The sequence below is a fragment of the Bradyrhizobium betae genome (assembly GCF_004123905.1).
Lineage (GTDB): Bacteria > Pseudomonadota > Alphaproteobacteria > Rhizobiales > Xanthobacteraceae > Bradyrhizobium > Bradyrhizobium betae_A.
Genome location: NZ_MZXW01000022.1, coordinates 126,543 through 145,767 on the forward strand (window position 1 = coordinate 126,543; position 19,225 = coordinate 145,767).

Below are 19,225 nucleotides of genomic sequence, written 5' to 3' on the forward strand. Positions count from 1 at the left end.
ACCTCTTGCCCCCAGCCTTTTGCATTCGGGGCGACCCGGCGGCGGACGCGCGGAACTTACAGGAAATACATGGAAATCAAAGAGATAAATCAGGCTCTCAAACCAGCCCCGCAAGCGCCTCGCGCCCCGTAGCAAAGCGGTGCTACGGGGAATCGGCAGCTACTGGCCCTTCTTCTTGTCCTGAAGCGCCTTCAGCACCGCGAAAGGATGGTCCTCCGGGTCCGGAGCTGTGACCTCCGCCTCGAACACAGTCCCGGGCTTGCGCGGATAGGGATCGATCGCCAGAAACACGGCGTCGGTCGCGAGCCGGCCGAGGTCGATGATGCCATTGATAATGGCCTCCGGCGGGTCGGCGACCTCCGGCGGCTCCTCGCCGTCCCGGCCCTCCTCGATCAGGTCGGCCAGACGCCGCACCTCGGACTCGGGGGCGAACACCAGGTCCACCTCCTCCTCGATCTCATTCTCGATCGGATCGAGCGTGACCACGCAGATCTGGCCGATCCGGGCGCGGACCCGTCCCGTGACCTCGATCCGGCCGCCGCTTCTCGGCACGACGTCGAAATCGGCCTGGGCGGACAGGACCTCCCGCAATCCGGCGAGCTCGGCCATCGCCTGCCGCTCAGCGGCCGATGCCTCGAGCTTGCGATGCAGGCCGGTGTCGGGAATTTGCGCGACGATAACCGGGTACCGCCACGGGTCGGGATTGGATTCGGCGTTTGGTCGGCTCATGACGTGACATCCTCGGGAAGCGCCGGGGGAAATTTGAAGGACGCGCGCAACAGCGCAACCTCATCGGTCCGGTCGAGATCGGCCTGCGTGGCCCGGGCGTAGATCGCGAGCCGCTCTGCCTGGTCGGGGCTGACCCCATTCAAGATATTCTTGCAGATCGCCGATGCCAGCGCCTCGCCGCCGGCGTCCATCGCCTGGTCATAAGCCTGGACCCGGCCGTAAAAGGCCTCGCCGAAGGCCCGCATCCGCTTCGGCACGGTCTGGTCGCCGATCCCCATCTCGCGCAGATTGTCGTCCATATCCTCGCAGAAGCGGTCGAACAGCGCCTGCGACAGCTCGGTGGCGCCCTGAACCGTGCGCAGGCGGCGCAGCAGCAGCCAGAGATGCAGCAGCAACAGGTCGAAACGCCCGTTAACCGTATCCGGGACGCCCAAGTCGCGGTAAAATATGGGTTCTCGCGCCTGCGTCACGATCATGCCATAGATGGCTTCAATGGTGCCGGCCGGGGCGAGCCGGGGTTTCCTGAAGTGATTGAACGGCCAAAGCATTGTGGTTTCCGCAAGCGGGCGCGCGCGATTTGCATTCAGAGCCTCCGCCCGGTACTTCAGCGCCTCGCGCGACGCAAGGGGACGGAATCAGTTCCGCTATGACGATAACGATTAGGACCAGCCTGCGCGCCAACAAGCAGCGCGGCCTTTCTGCACGCTGGCGCGGCCTGCGCATGCTCGCGGCCGTTGCTCTGGTCGGCGGCGCCCTTGCGGGCTGCACCGGCGAGCAATTCCAGAAGGGCTACATCCTGCCGCCCGGCGCGCTCGAGCAGATCCCGATCGGCGCGAGCCAGGACCAGGTGCTGATCGTGATGGGCACGCCCTCCACGGTCGCGACCCTCGACGGTGAGGTGTTCTACTACATCTCGCAGCGCTCGGAGCGCGTGGTCGCCTTCATGAACCAGAAGGTGGTCGACCAGCGCGTCATCGCGGTCTATTTCGACAAAAATCGCCGCGTGCGCCGGCTTGCCAATTACGGCCTCCAGGACGGCAAGATCTTCGACTTCATCAGCCGGACCACGGCGACGTCGGGTCAGGAGATGAGCTACCTCGCGCCGCTGTTCAAGCTGCTCAGCTTTAACTGAGCATTCAGCCTGCGGCGTCGTGCCGCTCTCTGCGCAGCACTTGCCCTCGCGTGCGACTTGCCGTTGCGCGCCGGGTTCCATACGCTCTCTGCAAAACAAAGAAGCAGGGAGCGGATTCGTGCCGACGAAACTTCAAAAGACTTTGTTATCCCGCCGCCGCGTGCTCACCGGCGCCGCCGGCCTGTCGGCCGCAGCGATCCTGCCGCGATCGAGCCTCGCCGACTGGAAGCCCACCGAGAACGTCCGCCTCGTCGTGCCGGCTGCGGCCGGCGGCTCGACCGACGTCATGGGCCGGCTGCTGGCCGCTCATCTGCAAACCGCCTGGGGCCAGTCGGCCGTGGTCGAAAACCGCTCCGGCGGCGGCGGCACCATCGGCACGGCGGAGGTCGTCCGCTCAAAGCCTGATGGACACACCATCCTGATCGGCAATCCCGGGCCGAACGCGATCGCCTACAGCATCTTCAAGAACCTCACCTACAAGCCGGACCAGCTCCAGCCTGTCACCAACATGATCCGGATCCCGAATATCGTCTCGGCGCATCCGAAGACCGGCATCAAGTCGGTCGCCGAGTTGATTGCTTATTTGAAGGCCAATCCGGACAAGCTCAGCTACGCCTCCTCCGGCGTCGGCCAGAGCCCTCACCTCACCGGCGCCTGGTTCCTCCAGCTCACCGGGCTGAAGATGACGCACATCCCGTTCCGCGGCGCCGGGCCCGCGCTCCAGGCCGCGCTCGCCGGCGACATCCAGATCCTGTTCGACAATCTCTATCCGAGCCTGCCGCAGGTGCAGAACGGCACCCTCACCGGCCTCTGCGTCACCACGACCGAGCGCAGCGACCTCGCGAAGGACCTGCCGACCATGCGCGAGAGTGCGCCGGAGCTGGCCAATTTCGACGTGTCGTCGTGGTTCTCCGTGTTCCTGCCGAAGGGCGTGCAGCCCGCCGTACTCGAAGCGCTCAATCTCCAGGTCAAGGCGATGCTGGAACGCGACGACATCAAGAAGAACATCGCCGCCATGGGCGCCCGCGCCGACTACGGCACCCCGCAGCAATTCGCCGACTTCGTGGACGCCGAGACGAAAAAGTTCGCCGGCATCATCCAGAAGGAAGGATTGCAGATGGACGTGCAGTAGCGGCACGGCCACGATCCGTAGGGCGGATTAGCGGAGCGTAAACCGCCGATTGCTGCGGTACGTAAGGTGGCGGATTACGCTGCGCTAATCCGCCCTACGCAGTTCTTATTGTCTCGATCAGCCGGCTCTCCGGCACGGCAGCGCCGCCGACGGAGCAAAGCTCGCATCGGCCGGCCCAAATGTCTCTTGACTTAGAGCGCGCTCGAACTCGTAGTTTCCGCGCGTCGTGATGAGAGACAGGCATGAAGATCGGCGAACTCGCAAGGCGTTCCGGACTGACGGCCCATACGATCCGTTACTATGAGCGGATCGGGTTGTTGCCTTACGCCGACCGGGATCGATCCAGCCGACGTGACTACGATGCCTCGATCCTGGATTGGATCGAGTTTCTCGGTCGTCTGAAGACGACCGGCATGCCGATCCGGGACATGCTGCTTTACGCGGAACTCCGGGATCGAGGCAGCGGCACCGAGGCCGAGCGGCGCGCGCTGCTGGAGCGACACCGTGAAAGCGTGCGTGCCCACGTCGACGAACTGAATGCCTGTCTTCTCGTCCTCGACACCAAGATCGGCGGTTATGCCGAAACGGAACAGAGGATGAAGGATTATGATGCAACACTACCCGAACGCCGGCGAAAGCCGGTTGGAGCGCGGTCGCCGCGCGCTCGCTGAGATCGACGGAGAGGCTGGCCATAAGGTCGTGGCGGCGCTTGGTGACATCGCCCCGGACTTCGCCACCTATATATTCGAATTTCCATTTGGCGACATCTACTCGCGGCCCGGGCTCGACCTCCGCTCGCGCGAAATCGCAACGATCGCAGCGCTCGCGGCCATGGGGAACGCCACACCTCAGCTCAAGGTGCATATCGAGGCAGGTCTGAATGTCGGGCTCGGCCGAGAGGAGATTGTCGAGATCCTCATACAGATGGCCGTCTATGCCGGCTTCCCGGCTGCTCTCAACGGCCTGTTCGCAGCGAAGGAGGTATTTGCGCAAAGAGCCGAGGACGGATCGGAGCCCAAAGTCTGAAGCTCGACCGTCGAACCCGGTTTTGTCGTGCAGCCGGATTGCGCTGGCTGACAAAACGCCCCGCGGCTCGCGCCGCGGGGCTTTGTCTTGTCTCGTCTGCGCCGCTCAGTGCGCGAGGACCGCCAGCAGCAGCAGGGCCACGATGTTCGTGATCTTGATCATCGGATTCACCGCGGGGCCCGCCGTGTCCTTGTAGGGATCGCCGACGGTGTCGCCGGTCACGGCCGCCTTGTGGGCGTCAGAGCCCTTGCCGCCGTAATGACCGTCCTCGATGTACTTCTTGGCGTTGTCCCAGGCGCCGCCGCCCGAGGTCATGGAGATCGCGACGAACAGGCCCGTCACGATCACGCCGAGCAACATCGCACCCACGGCCGAGAACGCCGCCGACTTGCCGGCCGCGCCTCCGCCCGCGATGGCGTAGATCAGGAAGTAGACGACGATCGGCGACAGCACCGGGAGCAGCGAGGGGATGATCATCTCCTTGATCGCCGCCTTGGTCAGCAGGTCGACCGCCTTGCCGTAGTCCGGCTTGTCGGTGCCCTGCATGATGCCCGGCTTCTCGCGGAACTGCCGCCGCACCTCCTCGACGATCGCGCTGGCCGCACGTCCCACCGCCGTCATGCCCATCGCACCGAACAGGTACGGCAGCAAGCCGCCGAACAGCAGGCCAACAACCACATAGGGATTGTTCAGCGAGAAGTCCGGATTGACGCCGGCGAAGTAGGGATGGTGCGCGGAGTCCGCAACGAAGAACTTGAGGTCCTGGTTGTAGGCCGCGAACAGCACCAGCGCACCAAGACCGGCCGAGCCGATCGCGTAGCCCTTGGTCACCGCCTTGGTGGTGTTGCCGACCGCGTCGAGTGCGTCGGTCGACTTGCGCACTTCCTTGGGCAGGCCCGCCATCTCGGCAATGCCGCCGGCGTTGTCGGTCACTGGACCGAACGCGTCGAGGGCGACGACCATGCCGGCCAGCGCCAGCATGGTGGCGGTCGCGATCGCGATGCCGAACAGGCCGGCCAGGCTGTAGGTGACCAGGATGCCGGCGATGATGACGATCGCAGGCAACGCGGTCGCCTCCATCGAGATCGCAAGGCCCTGGATCACGTTGGTGCCATGACCAGTCACCGACGCTGCCGCAATCGACTTCACCGGACGATAGTCGGTGCCGGTGTAGTACTCGGTGATCCAGATGATCAGCGCGGTGACGACAAGCCCGACCACCCCGCATTCGAACAGCGCCATGCCGGTGTACTCGACGCCGTCGAGCTTGCCGAAGCCGATCAGGGAGTAGATCACGCCGGCGATGCCGACCAGCGACAGGATGCCGGTTGCAATCAAGCCCTTGTAGAGCGCGCCCATGATCGACTGGCTCGGCCCGAGCTTCACGAAGAACGTGCCGATGATCGAGGTAATGATGCAGATGCCGCCGATCGCGAGCGGCAGCGTCATCATGTTGGAGAGGATCGGCGTCTTGGCGAAGAAGATCGCCGCGAGCACCATGGTGGCGACCGCGGTCACCGCATAGGTCTCGAACAAATCGGCGGCCATGCCGGCGCAGTCGCCCACGTTATCACCGACATTGTCGGCGATGGTGGCCGGGTTGCGCGGATCGTCCTCGGGAATGCCCGCCTCGACCTTGCCGACGAGGTCGCCGCCGACGTCCGCACCCTTGGTGAAGATGCCGCCGCCGAGACGGGCGAAGATCGAGATCAGCGAAGCGCCGAAGCCGAGCGCCACCAGGGCGTCGACCACGGTGCGGCTATCGGGCGCGAGCTTGAGCGAATGGACCAGGAAGCCGAAATAGAGGGTCACACCTAACAGCGCGAGACCCGCCACCAGCATGCCGGTGATGGCGCCCGCCTTGAAGGCGAGCTCGAGGCCACCCGCAAGCGACGTCGTCGCGGCCTGGGCGGTACGCACATTGGCGCGAACCGAGACGTTCATGCCGATGAAGCCGGCTGCCCCCGACAGGATGGCGCCGATCAAAAAACCGATGGCGACGTAGAGACCAAGGAAGTAGGCGAGCAACACGAAAATGACGATACCGACGATGCCGATCGTGGTGTACTGGCGCCGCAGATAAGCCTGTGCGCCTTCAGCGACTGCACCTGCAATTTCCTGCATGCGCGGCGACCCCGCATCCGCGCTCAAAACCGAAGACGTCGCCCAAATCGCGTAGACGACGGAAAGCACTCCGCAGAGCACTATCAACCATAATGCTGTCATGTGATTTTTGCCTCAGATCCTTGATGTACGTACCCCCGGCGCCTTTTGTTGTCCGTCATGCGGTGCGGCGCCTTGATTTTGAACAAGGCCGCCCCCAGGCGGCCTCAGTCGGTTGCGAGCTTGCCAAAATCAAATTGAGGGTGCAACGCCGGATGAGGCCGAAAAAGCCGATCTCGGCAAGTATTTAGGCCAGTCCAACACGCCCGGCCGTCGGTTTGGAGCAATTCCTAGAAGTGGCTGTAAGACAGCCGCTTCAAAGCCAGTTCCTGGCCTTGCCCGTCCAGGAAGCGCGGCCGCTCATGGCCCGCGACGATCGTGCCGATCGCCGTGACCGCAACACCGACGGCCCGCCCTGCGGCGATCAGTGCATCGCTTTGCGCCGGCGGCACCGTGCACAGCACCTCGTAATCGTCGCCCCCGGCAAGCAGCGTCTCAACGCAAACGGCCTTGCGCGCAATCAGGCCCGCCGCAGTGGCCGAGAGAGGCACGCCCGCCAAATTGACCGTGGCCGAGACGCCGGACGCCGCACAGAGTTTCGTCAGATCGCCGGCGAGCCCGTCAGAGACGTCCATCGCGGCGGACGCATGGTCGCGTACGGCCTGCGCCAGCACATTGCGCGGCTGCGGGATGCGATAACGCGACACCACAGCTTCCCTTGCGGCCGGATCGGACGCGAGCGCCGCGGCGGCCTGCCCGCCGGTCAGCACATCGAGGCCGAGCGCGGCATCGCCGATCGTCCCCGTCACCAGAATAAGGTCGCCCGGCCGCGCGCCGGTACGGCCGACCATCCGCCCCTTCGGCACGCGGCCGAGGGCGGTGATCGAGATCATCTGCGGCCCCGGCGTCGACACCGTGTCGCCGCCGAGCAGCGGGCATACGAAGGTTTTTGCATCCTCGCCGAGCGCATCCGCGAACGGCCTGAGCCAGGCATCCTCCTTGCTGCGCAGCGCCAGCGTCAGCACGAAGCCGGCCGGCACAGCACCCTTGGCGGCAAGATCGGACAGGTTCACCCGCAGCGCTTTTCGCGCGATGGTGTCGGGGGGATCGCTGGCAAGATAGTGCACGCCCTCGACGACGGCATCGGTGGTGACGACGATGTCGTCGCCGGACGACGACAGCACCGCGGCATCATCGACCAGCCCGAACGCGCCGGGATCGGTCGCCAGCGGCTTGAAGTAGCGCGCGATGAGGGAGTCTTCGGCGGACGCCTGGCTAATGTCCTGTGTCACGATAGCAGACCCGTCATCCTGAGGTGCGAGCCCTTGCGAGCCTCGAAGGATGCATGGCCGAGGTGCACCTTCAGCGGCACGCCGCCGCCCTTCGAGGCCTCCGCTTCGCTCCGGCACCTCAGGGTGACGGCTACGGCGGAAGTCGTTGTCTCATTTACCCCCGCCCGAACTCGTCGCCGCGAAACTGGCGGCCGATCTGGTCGAGCACGGCGTTGACCATGCCTGTCTCCTCGCGGTCGACGAAGGCATTGGCGACGTCGACATATTCGGACACCACCACGCGGCCCGGCACGTCCTTGCGATGCTCCAGCTCGTAGGCCCCGGCCCGCAGCACCGCGCGCAGGATCGCCTCAATCCGCTTCAGCGGCCAGCCCTTCGACAGCGCCTCATCAATGAGAGGATCGAGCTTCTTCTGGTCGCGCACGACGCCGGAGACGACGTCACGGAAGAACGCCGCTTCCGCCGGCAGGTAAGTGTCGCCCTCGACCTCGTTGCCGAGCCAATGGCTCTCGAACTCCGCAAAGATGTCGTTGATGCCGGCGCCGGCGATGTCCATCTGGTACAGCGCCTGGACGGCTGCGAGCCGCGCCGCACCGCGCCGGTTCGCCTTCTTCTCCGTAAGCCCCGCCGGTTTTTTCGTGTCAGCCATGGCTCAGGCCCGCGCCAGGCGACGTTTGATGCGCAGCATCGCAATTGCCGCGCGCGCGGCATCGCCACCCTTGTTGAGCTCGCTGGCGCGCGCCCGCGCCCAGGCCTGGTCTTCATTGTTGACAGTGAGGATACCGTTGCCGAGCGGCAGCTTTCGCGAAACCGCAAGGTCCATCAGCGCGCGCGAGGACTCTTGGGAGACGATCTCGAAATGGATGGTATCGCCGCGGATGACGCAGCCGAGCGCAATCGCCGCGTCATAGGGCTTGCCGTTCGCCGCAGCCGCATCGATGGCGATGGCCACCGCCGCCGGGATCTCCAGCGCGCCGGGAACCGTGATGACGTCATGGGTCAGGCCGGCCGCCTTCAGCTCGGCGACCGCGCCGTCCAGAAGCGCGTCCTGGAGATCGTCATAGAACCGCGCCTCGACAATCAGCGCACGCGCGCCGGAAATGTCGGTCTGGTCCTTCAGGGGTGCGCGCCGCGCGTCTGCCATCGTTAAATCCGTTCTACTGGGGTCGGCGCGTATGTAGTCGTCGCAGCCGGATAAGCCAAGTTTTAAACCGTCATTTCCGTCAGCCGGGCCGCGTAGCGGGCCATCAAATCGACCTCGATATTGACCTCAGCGCCCGCCTTCCAGCCACCGATTGTCGTGACCGTCAGCGTGTGGGGGATGATCAGCACCGAGAAGGTCACGTCCTTCACCGTATTGACCGTCAGCGAGACGCCGTCGAGCGTGATCGAGCCCTTGGTGGCGATGAAGCGGGCGAGCTCGCGCGTGGTCGCGAGTTCGAACCGCGCCATGTCAGGCAGGTCCTCGCGGCTGACGATGGTTGCGATGCCGTCAGCATGGCCGGCGACGATATGGCCGCCGAGCTCATCGCCGATCTTGAGCGCGCGCTCGAGGTTGAGCCTGGTGCCAAGCTTCCAGTGCTTCGCCGTCGTGAGCGCAAGCGTCTCTACCGCTGCATCGACGTCATACCAGGTCTTGCCGCCTGCGACGCCGGAAGCAACCACAGTCAGGCACACGCCGTTGCTGGCGATCGAGGCACCATCGGCGATGGTGGCCTGGTCGTAGTTGCAGGCGATGCGCAGACGATGCAGCTGGCCCTGCGCCACAGGCGTAAAGCCGACGATCTCGCCGATATCGGTGACAATGCCGGTGAACATGTTAAGCGCGCTCGTAGATGGTGAGAGTATCCTTGTCGAATGTCTCGCTAGCATGAACCTTGTAGGCCTGCGACTGCGTGATTTTCGACAGGGGCAATGCATCGAGCGCATCGACGCCGCCGGGGCCCACCGCTTCCGCGCCGCGGAACAGCCAGATCTCGTCGACGAGGTCGGCCGCCACGAACGAAGCCGCAACGCGGCTGCCGCCTTCGACCATCAGCCGTGAGATGCCCTTCTCGGCCAGTACATACAGCACGGCCGGAAGATCGAGCCCGGATGCACGTCCCGGCGGCATGCGCAACATTTGCGCACCGGCAGCGCCAAGCCGCGTGGCGGTCGCGGCCTCGGCGAGCTCAGAACTCACCACCCAAAGCGGCGTCTCGCGCGCCGTGCGGACGAGTTGGCTCGCGGCCGGAATGCGCAAACTCTTGTCGAGCACGACGCGCACGGGAGAACGCGCTTCCATGCCCGGCAGGCGGCAGTTCAGTTGCGGATCGTCCGCCAGCACCGTGCCGATACCGACCAGGATGGCATCGCTCTGCGCGCGCAAGAGATGCACGCGATTGCGCACGGCCTCGCCGGTGATCGCAAGCGGCTTGCCGCCGGCCACGCCGATCTTGCCGTCCGGCGAGACCGCGAGTTTCAGAACGACATGCGGGCGTTTGTCGCGAATGCGGCGGAAATGTCCGGCATGGTCGAAGGCGGCTTCCGCCGCGCACAGGCCCACATCGACCGTGATGCCGGCCGCGCGCAGACGCGCATGGCCCTGCCCCGCAACTTCCGGATTGGGATCCTCGATTGCCGCCACGACGCGCGTGATACCCGCAGCGATCACTGCGTCGGCGCAAGGCGGCGACTTGCCGAAATGCGAGCAGGGTTCGAGCGTGACGTAGAGCGTGGCGCCGCGCGCCACCTCGCCTGCCCGCCGCAGCGCTTCAGGCTCACCATGCGGACGCCCGCCCGGCTGGGTCCAGCCGCGGCCGACGATGACGCCGTCCTTGACGATGACAGCACCCACCGACGGATTGGGCCAGGTGCGCCCCTGCCCGCGCTTACCCAACGCCAGCGCCAGCTGCATGAAGCGGCGATCGGCGTCCTTGGTTTCACGGATTTTCTGGGCAAACTGATCTTCCAGGATGCGGAAGATCATTTGCGGATCGCGGCGAGCCGCGCTTCCTCCTCACCGGAGAGTTCGCCGAGCACCTCGGCGAAATCCTTGGCCTCGCGGAAATTGCGATAGACCGAGGCGAAGCGCACATAGGCGACGTCGTCGAGCGTGCGCAGATGCTCCATCACGGTCTCGCCGATCACCTCGGAGGAGATCTCGGCCTCGCCGCCGGTCTCGAGCTCGCGGACGATGGTGGAGACCATCTTCTCCACCCGCTCCGGCTCGACCTGCCGCTTGCGCAAGGAGATCGACACCGAGCGCATCAGCTTGTCGCGATCAAACGGCACGCGGCGGCCGTTGCGCTTGATCACCGTGAGCTCGCGCAGCTGCACGCGCTCGAAGGTGGTGAAGCGGAAATTGCAGGCGACGCACACGCGCCGCCTGCGGATGACGGCAGAATCCTCGGTCGGACGCGAGTCCTTTACCTGCGTATCGAGACTGTTGCAGTTCGGGCAGCGCATCCGTGTACCCTAAGCCTTACTGATAGATCGGGAACCGATCGGTGAGCGCCTTGACCCGTTCCTTGATCGCAGCTTCGACCAGCGGCGCCTTGCCGTCGTCGGACTGTGCGATCGCGTTGAGGACCTCGGCAATCATGCCGCCAACCTGCTGGAATTCCGCGACGCCGAAGCCGCGCGTGGTCGCCGCCGGCGTGCCCAGACGAATACCGGAGGTGACAAACGGCGACTCGGGATCGAACGGAATGCCGTTCTTGTTGCAGGTGATGGCGGCGCGAACCAGCGCCTTCTCCGAGGCGTTGCCCTTCAGGCCCTTCGGCCGGAGGTCGACCAGCATCAGATGGTTATCGGTGCCGCCGGAGACAATGTCGAAGCCGTGGCTCTTCATCGCCTCGGCCAGCGCCTTGGCGTTTTCGACGACGTTCTTCGCATAGACCTTGAAGTCCGGACGCAGTGCCTCGCCGAAGGCGACCGCCTTCGCCGCGATCACATGCATCAGGGGGCCGCCCTGCAGGCCCGGGAAGATCGCCGAGTTGAACTTCTTGGTCAGCGCCTCGTCATTCCACAGCATCAGGCCGCCGCGCGGACCGCGCAGCGATTTGTGGGTCGTGGTGGTGGTGATGTGGGCATGCGGCACGGGGGAAGCATGCACGCCGCCGGCGACGAGACCCGCGAAGTGCGCCATGTCGACCAGCAGGTACGCGCCGACCGAGTCCGCGATCTCGCGAAAACGTTTGAAATCCCAAGCGCGCGAATAGGCCGAGCCGCCGGCGACGATCAGCTTCGGCTTGACCTCTTCGGCCTGCTTGGCGACCGCGTCCATGTCGATGATCTGGTCCTCGCGGCGCACGGTGTAATGCGCGGCCTTGAACCATTTGCCGCTCATGTTGACGGGCGAGCCGTGGGTGAGATGGCCGCCGGCCGCGAGATCGAGGCCCATGAAGGTGTCGCCGGGCTGGAGCAGCGCCAGGAACACCGCCTGGTTCATCTGGCTGCCGGAGTTCGGCTGCACGTTGGCGAATTTGGCGCCGAACAGCTTCTTGGCGCGATCGATCGCGAGGTTCTCGGCGACGTCGACCCACTCACAACCGCCGTAATAGCGCGCGCCCGGATAACCCTCTGCGTATTTGTTGGTCATCACCGAACCCTGCGCTTCCAGCACGGCCCGGCTGACGATGTTCTCGGAGGCGATCAGCTCGACCTCATGGCGCTGCCGGCCGAGTTCGCCCTTGATGGCGGCGGCGATTTCCGGGTCGGCCTGCTCGAGCGAGGCGGCGAAAAACGAATCGGGCGCTGAGGCGGTTTTGGCTGATGTCATCTTGCGAATATCTCCACCGCCGCAGCCTTGTGGCGGGCTACGGGCGGGTCTGGTGTGGCGATCGGAAGCGGCGTGCGCGATCTACCACATCGCCCGCCCCCGGCCAAGGGTTTGCGGGTCGGGCTTGATATTTGTGCAAGATATGGTGGGGATTGGAGCAATTGGCTGAGCAGGGTTCTCAGGAACCGCCCCGATCAGATTGTCCCCAAAGGGTCCGCTTCGGACCTTAAACGGCCTCCCGGAGGCAGCCGATGTCCATCACAGCCCGGTATAGCCCGCCTTCACGGGATCAACGCTGCCGTCGAGCTGACGGAGATAGGTCAGGCCGCAGACCGTCAACCTGTGGGTGTCTTTCTCACCGGCTTCTATCAACGTATTCAGGTAGTTCGTGACCTTGGCCCGCGCCTCTGCGCTCGCCGCCGACGTGCGGTTGGCGAGCAGGTCATAGGTCTGCATGATGCGGTCGATGGCGGCTTCCATGGCACCCTCTGGTTCTCTTGAATTCTGGGAGTTCTGATCAAGCAACCGCGCGGGCCTCGGACTGCGCCTCGAAGCTGGCGATCGCCTTGTTGGCGAGCCTGATCTTGTTGAATTCGCCGTGCTGAAGCAATTTTATGATGATCTCGAGCAGGCGTTCGTTGGTGACGAGCGTGTCGGGGATCGCGCCGGAGCGGCGGAGGTAATTCGCGGCGATGGCATAGGCATCGCTGACGAGTTCGACACTCATTGCCTGAAGCCCGCGCTCGACCAGCATCGCATCCTCCGATCCACAGATACAACTGCGCTGCAGGGGAACTGGTTCCGCCCGGCTGGGCAAATATTTTGCAGCCGCGAAGACGACAAAACGCACCGGTCCGGGCAAAGCCGGGCCGGCGCGCTTGGGGGAAGTTAGGCACGTTCGGGAGGCTTGCCGGTCTTGTTGCGGGCCGGCTTGGCCTTTCCCTCTAAAAACTCAGAGGCGATATAGGATCTGGTCGGTCCAGAACCGCTCGAGGCGGTGCAGCGACTTGTTGAGGGTCGAGAACTCCTCGCCGGAGATGCCGCCGACCTGTTCCACCGTCTTGACGTGCTTCTGGTAGAGCGAGTCGACGATGCGGCGGACTTCCTGGCCCTGCGGCGTCAGGCGGATGCGCACCGAGCGGCGATCAACGCGCGAGCGCTGATGATCGAGGAAGCCGAGCTCGACGAGCTTCTTCAGATTGTAGGAGACATTGGAGCCGAGATAGTAACCGCGCGTGCGCAGCTCGCCCGCGGTCAGCTCCTTATCGCCGATGTTGTAGAGCAGGAGGGCCTGCACGGAATTGATGTCGGCGCGGCCACGACGATCGAACTCGTCCTTGATCACGTCGAGGAGCCGGCGATGCAGCCGCTCCACCAGAGTCAAAGCTTCCAGATAGAGCGACTGCACCGAACCCTGCTGGCCGGAGACGCGCTCTGCGGTATCTGCCGCAGTTGCGACGGCTTTCATCATGACACTTCCCCTGTTGTCGTTTTTATCGACACTTATTCGACGAAACTTGTGCTCCGTCTGATAGGTGCAACTTAAGGGGAGGCGTTTGAAGATCGGCTTAAATAAGAGAATAAAGAGATCATGAATTTAAGACAGTGAATTGCGGATTAAGCCTGTCCCACAAGGGGTTTTCGCAACCCTCTGTTGACCCTGGCAAGGTCCTGTTCACCCTCCGTCCGCACCTGATGTCACATTCCAGAACAGCCCCGCCCCGTTTCGAAACGCGCGCGTAACAGCTGTGGCGGAACGGGCTGGTTAGCCAAAAGTTACGGCAAATTTTACGCAACCAGCGGTCAACCAAGTAGCCACAACTCCGGTCTCGTGTCCCGGACGAGCGGAGCGAAGATCCGGGACCCAGAAGCCACAAGCGAGATCGCGGAGAGATGGGCCCCGGCTCAGCAGCGCACTACGCCGCGAGTGCGGCGCACTGCGCTGCGTCCGGGGCACGAGAGCGGTTTCGTATCGACATCGTCCCGCTACGGCGGCCGTTCGCGTGCGGCCATCCAGGCGAGCGCGAGATAGGCGGCGAGCATGAACACCTCGACGCCGACCACGACCAGGCTGCCGCCGTAGATTCCCGGGAACATCAGCTCGATCACCGCCATCGACACCACGGTAGTGAGCCACACCACGGCGCCCCATGGGGTCGCCAGCCACAGACCGACCGCGGCGACGAGCTCAATCACGGCGAAGTAGATGGTCGAGGCCTGCCAGGCCATCGACTGGTTCTCGAACGCCTCGTCCTCGCCACCCACAAAGCCCGTGACCTGCGCCCAGTGATAGAGACCCTTCAGGATCGAGAGCAGCGCCATCACCCGCAGGAACAGCACCAGCCGGCGCGTCCAGACATTGTCGTCGGACTCGGCGCGCTCCGACGAGATCGCTGCCACCGACATTGCATTGTCTCTGGCATTGTCTCGGGCGGCATCCCTGGCACTGGCGCCGTCGCGGGCCGCATCGCGGGTGGAGATCTCGGACATGGCCCCCTTCTGGCTGGTTCGCCCCGCAAAATCAATCGGCCGGCCATCCCTTGTGGCAGGTCAAGCCGCGGTGACGGGAACCATGCGAGCTGGTATAAGAATAATTCCAGCCGGAGGAAGAGTGATGGCGATCAAATACGGGCGTCCGATCGAATTGCGCGAGGTTTCGCGCCGGGATGGCACTGCCGCCTCCCCTGCCCTCGATCTGACCATCCGCCCGCGCCGCAACCGCAAGGCCGAATGGGCCCGGCGCATGGTGCGCGAGAACGTGCTCACCACCGACGATCTGATCTGGCCGCTGTTCCTGATCGACGGCGACAACAAGCGCGAGCAGATCGCCTCGATGCCCGGCGTCGAACGGCTCAGTGTCGACCAGGCCGTCCGCGACGCCGAGCGCGCCATGAAGCTGACCATCCCCTGCCTCGCGCTGTTTCCCTACACCGACCCGTCCCTGCGCGACGAAGACGGCTCGGAAGCCACCAACCCGGACAATCTGGTCTGCCAGGCGGTGCGCGCGATCAAGAAGGAGTTTCCGGAGATCGGCATTCTTTGCGACGTCGCGCTCGATCCCTTCACCAGCCACGGCCATGACGGCCTGATCTCCGACGGCAAGATCTTGAACGACGAGACGGTCGCTGTGCTGGTGCGTCAGGCGCTGGTGCAGGCCGAAGCGGGCTGCGACATCATCGCGCCCTCCGACATGATGGACGGCCGCGTCGCCGCGATCCGCGAAGGGCTGGACCGCACCGGCCTGCTCGACGTGCAGATCATGGCCTATGCCGCGAAGTACGCCTCCGCCTTCTACGGCCCGTTCCGCGACGCCATCGGCTCGGCCAAGACGCTGACCGGCGACAAGCGCACCTACCAGATGGACAGCGCCAACACCGACGAAGCGCTACGCGAGGTCGAGCTCGACATCTCCGAAGGCGCGGACATGGTGATGGTGAAGCCTGGCATGCCCTATCTCGACGTCGTCCGCCGCGTGAAGGACACGTTCGCGATGCCGACCTTCGCCTACCAGGTCTCCGGCGAATACGCGATGATCGCGGCCGCCGCCAACAACGGCTGGCTCGACGGCGAGCGCGCGATGATGGAGAGCCTGCTCGCCTTCAAGCGCGCCGGCGCCGACGGCGTGCTCAGCTATTTCGCGCCGAAGGTGGCGGAGAAGCTGCGCGCGCAGGGGTAAACCTCTCCGTCGTCCCGGCGAACGCCGGGACCCATCACCGCGTGATCGATCGATGGTGCGTGGTATCCGTACCGACGAAGAATAAACTGCCAGTCTTCGCCAAATTGCTCCCTGTGGTTATGGGCGTTCGGCTGGACGACAGCTTGGGTGTGACGCACGAGTGCGGCCCCTTACCGTTCGAAATGACGGCGGTACAGCACCGCCCCCGAATCGCCGGAATATTTCGGCTTGCTAGCGCCCGCGCGCCCTTGGCACGGGGATGGCTTGCTCCCATGTCCTGCCTCAAGGGTTTCCCTTGGGAGAACGGACCATGTCGTATTCGGACTCGGGCAATGCCTGGCGCAATGACGGCGCGATGCAGCCCCACGCTTACGACCCTGACCTCCATCCGGAACTGTTCCGCGGCGTCGCGACGCGCCGGGCGTTCGCTTTTCTGATCGACATGGTCGTGATCTCGGTGCCGGTGATCCTCGGCTACGTCTTCATCGCGCTGTTCGGTATTGTGACGCTCGGCCTCGGCTGGGCGCTGTTCTGGCTGGCCTGGCCGGCCTCCGTGGTCTGGGCCATCGTCTACTACGGCGCCTGCATCGGCGGGTCCTCGTCCGCGACGATCGGCATGCGCCTGATGGATCTGGAACTGCGCACCTGGTACGGCGCGCCGGGCTATTTCGTGCTCGGCGCCACCCATGCCGTGCTGTTCTGGGTGACGGTTTCGTTCCTGACGCCCTTCGTGGTGCTGGTCGGCCCGTTCAACAGCCGCCGGCGCCTGCTGCATGATTTCGTGCTGGGAACGGTCGTGATCAACAACTCCGTCCGGGCCCCCGTGTCGCAAGCGGCTAGGACCTATTGATCAAGAACCTGTCAACCAAGACCCACTAAGCTGACCTGCCGAGCAGGCCGATTGACCGGAGGCTTCCGTAGCGCGATGCTGATATTCATTTCGGAGGCCCACGACGTCCCTTGACCCAGCACTCGCGCGACACCCCCCAATTTTACCTCACGGCGCCCTCGCCCTGCCCGTATCTGCCGGGCCGGCATGAGCGCAAGGTGTTCACGCACCTCGTGGGCGAGCGCGCGGGAGACCTCAACGACCTCCTGACCCATGGCGGCTTCCGCCGCAGCCAGTCGATCGCCTACCGGCCGGCCTGCGACCAGTGTCGCGCCTGCGTCTCGGTCCGGGTGGTCGCCAACGAGTTCCGCGCCTCCCGCAACTTCCGGAAAGTCATCGCCCGCAACGCCGACATCATCGGCGAGCAGCGCAGCGCCGTGCCGACCTCCGAGCAATATTCGGTGTTCCGCGCCTATCTCGACTCCCGCCACCGCCACGGCGGCATGGCCGACATGACCGTGCTCGACTACGCCATGATGGTCGAGGACAGCCATGTCGAGACCCGCATCATCGAATACCGCAAGCGCGGCCCTGACAGCGGCATCACCGGCCGCGGCCAGGAGCTGATCGCGGTCGCGCTCACCGACGTGCTCAGTGACGGCCTGTCGATGGTCTATTCGTTCTTCGAGCCGGGCCAGGAAAGCCGCTCGATGGGCACCTTCATGATCCTCGACCACATCGCCCGCGCCCGCCGCCAAGGGCTGCCCTACGTCTATCTCGGCTACTGGATCGAGGGCTCCAAGAAGATGGACTACAAGGCCCGCTTCCTGCCGCAGCAGCGCCTCGCGCCCTCCGGCTGGCTGCGCATCGACGCGCAAGGCGATGCGGTGTCCGAGCCGCAGGATTAGCCGCCTCACACTCTCTGTCATGCCCCGCGAAGGCGGGGCATCCAGTACGCCGCGGCTTCTCGGCTCAATAACGACTGTCTCTGGAATACTGGGTCGCCCGGTCAAGCCGGGCGACGACAGCGGTGTGTGATCATCCGAACAGCGTATCCGCCAGCAGCTTCACGTTCAAAATCACGATGATGCCTGCGACGATCCAGGCGATCGCGGCGACGTATGGTGGTATTGTGAACTGGCCCATCTTGCGGCGGTCGGAGACGAAGCGGACCAGCGGGATGACGGCGAAAGGCAGCTGCATCGACAGCACGACCTGGCTGAACACCAGCAGATCGGCCGTACCGCGCTCGCCATAGATCGCGGTGACGACGATCACCGGAATGATCGCGATGCCGCGCGTCAGCAGGCGGCGCGCCCAGCTCGGCAGGCGCAGGTCGAGAAAACCTTCCATCACGATCTGGCCGGCAAGCGTCGCCGTCACCGTCGAGTTCAGGCCCGAGGCAAGCAGCGCGATAGCGAACAGCGTCGAGGCAACGCCGAGCCCGAGCAGCGGCGACAGCAGCTCGAACGCCTGCCCGATCTCGGCAACATCCGAATGGCCGCTCTTGTGGAAGGTCGCAGCCGCGACCACGAGGATCGCGGCGTTGATGAACAGCGCCAGCATCAGGGCGATGGTCGAGTCCGTCGTCGCCCATTTGATCGCCTCGCGCCGGCCCTCGTCGTTGCGCTCATAGGCGCGCGTCTGCACGATCGAGGAGTGCAGATAGAGATTATGCGGCATCACGGTCGCGCCGATGATGCCGATCGCGATGTAGAGCATCTCGGGGTTGGTGAAGATCTCCGTCGTCGGCACAAAACCCCTGAGCATCTCGGCAACCGGCGGCGCTGCCGCGGCAAGCTGGACCGTGAAGCAGACTGCGATCACGACGAGCAGCGCGATGACGAAAGCCTCCAGGAAGCGGAAGCCGCGGTTCATCAGGATCAGCAGCAGGAAGGCATCGAGCGCGGCAATCAGCGCGCCGCCGATCAGGGGAATGCCGAACAGCAGTTTCAGCGCGATCGCGGTGCCGATGACTTCGGCGAGATCGCAGGCGATGATTGCCGCCTCGCAGGCGAGCCACAGCAGGAAATTCACCGCAGGCGAATAGGTCGCGCGGCAAGCCTGCGCGAGGTCGCGGTCGGTGACAATGCCGAGCCGTGCCGCCAGCGACTGCAGCAGGATCGCCATCAAATTCGAGAGCAGGATGACCGAGAGCAGCGTGTAGCCGAACTTCGAGCCGCCAGCGAGGTCGGTCGCCCAATTGCCGGGGTCCATGTAGCCGACCGAGACCAGATAGCCCGGCCCGACAAAGGCAAGCAGCCGCCGCCACCACCCCCCCGCCTTGGGGATGGCAACCGTGGCATTCACCTCGGCGAGGCTTTTGGTGGTCGGCGCATCAGCGCGCCAGCCGGCGGCGTCTCGGGTCAGGTCGGGCGAGCGAGCATCCATGAGGTGAGAATACCGAAGTCGGGTCTTATTGCAACTCATTTGCAACTGCATCTAGCCGCATGGGTTCCCCCGGCAGCCGCGTTTTGCCCAGCC

22 protein-coding genes are annotated in these 19,225 nt (G+C 64.7%); 7 read left to right on the forward strand and 15 right to left on the reverse strand.

What is annotated here, in order from left to right:
• Positions 1-159: 159 nt before the first annotated feature.
• Together B5V03_RS20200 and B5V03_RS20205 are read right to left on the reverse strand one after the other, a co-directional pair.
• Positions 160-729 (reverse strand): YceD family protein, encoded by a 570-nt coding sequence (locus tag B5V03_RS20200; protein ID WP_129272157.1) that lies wholly within the window; start codon positions 727-729, stop codon positions 160-162.
• Positions 726-1,277 carry a ubiquinol-cytochrome C chaperone family protein gene (locus B5V03_RS20205; protein WP_129272158.1) on the reverse strand — a complete coding sequence of 184 codons (552 nt, stop codon included), beginning with the start codon at positions 1,275-1,277 and terminating at the stop codon, positions 726-728. Before B5V03_RS20205 ends, B5V03_RS20200 begins: the two co-directional genes overlap by 4 nt.
• A gap of 98 nt (positions 1,278-1,375) precedes the next feature.
• Between B5V03_RS20205 and B5V03_RS20210 the strand changes: the two genes are divergently transcribed.
• The 4 genes from B5V03_RS20210 to B5V03_RS20225 all read left to right on the forward strand — a co-directional run bounded on the left by B5V03_RS20210 (position 1,376) and on the right by B5V03_RS20225 (position 4,019).
• Positions 1,376-1,861: an outer membrane protein assembly factor BamE gene (locus tag B5V03_RS20210; RefSeq protein ID WP_129272159.1), complete on the forward strand. Its 486-nt coding sequence runs from the start codon at positions 1,376-1,378 to the stop codon at positions 1,859-1,861.
• Between the two features lie 118 nt (positions 1,862-1,979).
• On the forward strand, positions 1,980-2,993 hold the full coding sequence (locus B5V03_RS20215) for a Bug family tripartite tricarboxylate transporter substrate binding protein (protein ID WP_129272160.1): 1,014 nt from the start codon (positions 1,980-1,982) through the stop codon (positions 2,991-2,993).
• Positions 2,994-3,235: 242 nt separating this feature from the next.
• Positions 3,236-3,664, forward strand: coding sequence for a MerR family transcriptional regulator (locus tag B5V03_RS20220; RefSeq protein WP_129272161.1), 429 nt, complete (start codon positions 3,236-3,238; stop codon positions 3,662-3,664).
• Entirely contained in the window at positions 3,603-4,019 is a 417-nt protein-coding gene (locus tag B5V03_RS20225; RefSeq protein WP_129272162.1) for a carboxymuconolactone decarboxylase family protein, read from the forward strand. The genes B5V03_RS20220 and B5V03_RS20225 overlap by 62 nt, the downstream gene beginning before the upstream one ends.
• Before the next feature lie 105 nt (positions 4,020-4,124).
• On the opposite strand, the gene B5V03_RS20230 is transcribed toward B5V03_RS20225, so the two are convergent.
• The 12 genes from B5V03_RS20230 to B5V03_RS20285 form a co-directional block, all read right to left on the reverse strand.
• Positions 4,125-6,245 (reverse strand): sodium-translocating pyrophosphatase, encoded by a 2,121-nt coding sequence (locus B5V03_RS20230; protein ID WP_129272163.1) that lies wholly within the window; start codon positions 6,243-6,245, stop codon positions 4,125-4,127.
• 227 nt (positions 6,246-6,472) lie between these two features.
• Positions 6,473-7,474, reverse strand: a complete 1,002-nt coding sequence (gene thiL, locus B5V03_RS20235) for a thiamine-phosphate kinase (protein ID WP_245502278.1) — start codon at positions 7,472-7,474, stop codon at positions 6,473-6,475.
• Positions 7,475-7,628: 154 nt separating this feature from the next.
• A complete protein-coding gene (gene nusB / locus B5V03_RS20240; RefSeq protein ID WP_129272164.1) occupies positions 7,629-8,123 on the reverse strand; it encodes a transcription antitermination factor NusB in 495 nt (164 codons plus the stop codon).
• Between the two features lie 3 nt (positions 8,124-8,126).
• On the reverse strand, positions 8,127-8,618 hold the full coding sequence (gene ribH / locus B5V03_RS20245; protein ID WP_129272165.1) for a 6,7-dimethyl-8-ribityllumazine synthase: 492 nt from the start codon (positions 8,616-8,618) through the stop codon (positions 8,127-8,129).
• Between the two features lie 62 nt (positions 8,619-8,680).
• Entirely contained in the window at positions 8,681-9,292 is a 612-nt protein-coding gene (locus B5V03_RS20250; RefSeq protein WP_129272166.1) for a riboflavin synthase, read from the reverse strand.
• Position 9,293: 1 nt separating this feature from the next.
• Positions 9,294-10,442, reverse strand: coding sequence for a bifunctional diaminohydroxyphosphoribosylaminopyrimidine deaminase/5-amino-6-(5-phosphoribosylamino)uracil reductase RibD (ribD, locus tag B5V03_RS20255; RefSeq protein WP_129272167.1), 1,149 nt, complete (start codon positions 10,440-10,442; stop codon positions 9,294-9,296).
• Complete coding sequence (gene nrdR / locus B5V03_RS20260) at positions 10,439-10,921, reverse strand: transcriptional regulator NrdR (RefSeq protein WP_129272168.1); 483 nt, start codon at positions 10,919-10,921, stop codon at positions 10,439-10,441. The genes ribD and nrdR overlap by 4 nt, the downstream gene beginning before the upstream one ends.
• A 16-nt stretch (positions 10,922-10,937) precedes the next feature.
• A complete protein-coding gene (glyA, locus tag B5V03_RS20265) occupies positions 10,938-12,236 on the reverse strand; it encodes a serine hydroxymethyltransferase (protein WP_129272169.1) in 1,299 nt (432 codons plus the stop codon).
• Between the two features lie 258 nt (positions 12,237-12,494).
• Positions 12,495-12,716, reverse strand: coding sequence for a hypothetical protein (locus tag B5V03_RS20270; protein ID WP_129272170.1), 222 nt, complete (start codon positions 12,714-12,716; stop codon positions 12,495-12,497).
• Positions 12,717-12,753: 37 nt separating this feature from the next.
• Positions 12,754-12,990, reverse strand: coding sequence for a hypothetical protein (locus B5V03_RS20275; RefSeq protein WP_129272171.1), 237 nt, complete (start codon positions 12,988-12,990; stop codon positions 12,754-12,756).
• Between the two features lie 198 nt (positions 12,991-13,188).
• Positions 13,189-13,707, reverse strand: coding sequence for a transcriptional regulator LdtR (gene ldtR / locus B5V03_RS20280; RefSeq protein WP_011087797.1), 519 nt, complete (start codon positions 13,705-13,707; stop codon positions 13,189-13,191).
• Positions 13,708-14,222: 515 nt separating this feature from the next.
• Entirely contained in the window at positions 14,223-14,726 is a 504-nt protein-coding gene (locus B5V03_RS20285) for a DUF6163 family protein (RefSeq protein ID WP_129272172.1), read from the reverse strand.
• A 124-nt stretch (positions 14,727-14,850) separates the two neighbouring features.
• Between B5V03_RS20285 and hemB the strand changes: the two genes are divergently transcribed.
• The 3 genes from hemB to B5V03_RS20300 all read left to right on the forward strand — a co-directional run bounded on the left by hemB (position 14,851) and on the right by B5V03_RS20300 (position 17,649).
• The gene (gene hemB, locus B5V03_RS20290; RefSeq protein WP_129272173.1) at positions 14,851-15,912 is read left to right on the forward strand and encodes a porphobilinogen synthase; all 1,062 of its coding nucleotides are present in this window, start codon (positions 14,851-14,853) and stop codon (positions 15,910-15,912) included.
• 310 nt (positions 15,913-16,222) lie between these two features.
• Positions 16,223-16,762 (forward strand): RDD family protein, encoded by a 540-nt coding sequence (locus B5V03_RS20295; RefSeq protein WP_129272174.1) that lies wholly within the window; start codon positions 16,223-16,225, stop codon positions 16,760-16,762.
• A 110-nt stretch (positions 16,763-16,872) separates the two neighbouring features.
• Positions 16,873-17,649, forward strand: coding sequence for an arginyltransferase (locus B5V03_RS20300; RefSeq protein WP_129272175.1), 777 nt, complete (start codon positions 16,873-16,875; stop codon positions 17,647-17,649).
• A 130-nt stretch (positions 17,650-17,779) separates the two neighbouring features.
• Here the strand turns inward: B5V03_RS20300 and B5V03_RS20305 are convergent, their stop codons facing one another.
• Positions 17,780-19,132, reverse strand: a complete 1,353-nt coding sequence (locus tag B5V03_RS20305; RefSeq protein WP_129272176.1) for an Nramp family divalent metal transporter — start codon at positions 19,130-19,132, stop codon at positions 17,780-17,782.
• Positions 19,133-19,225: the final 93 nt, after the last annotated feature.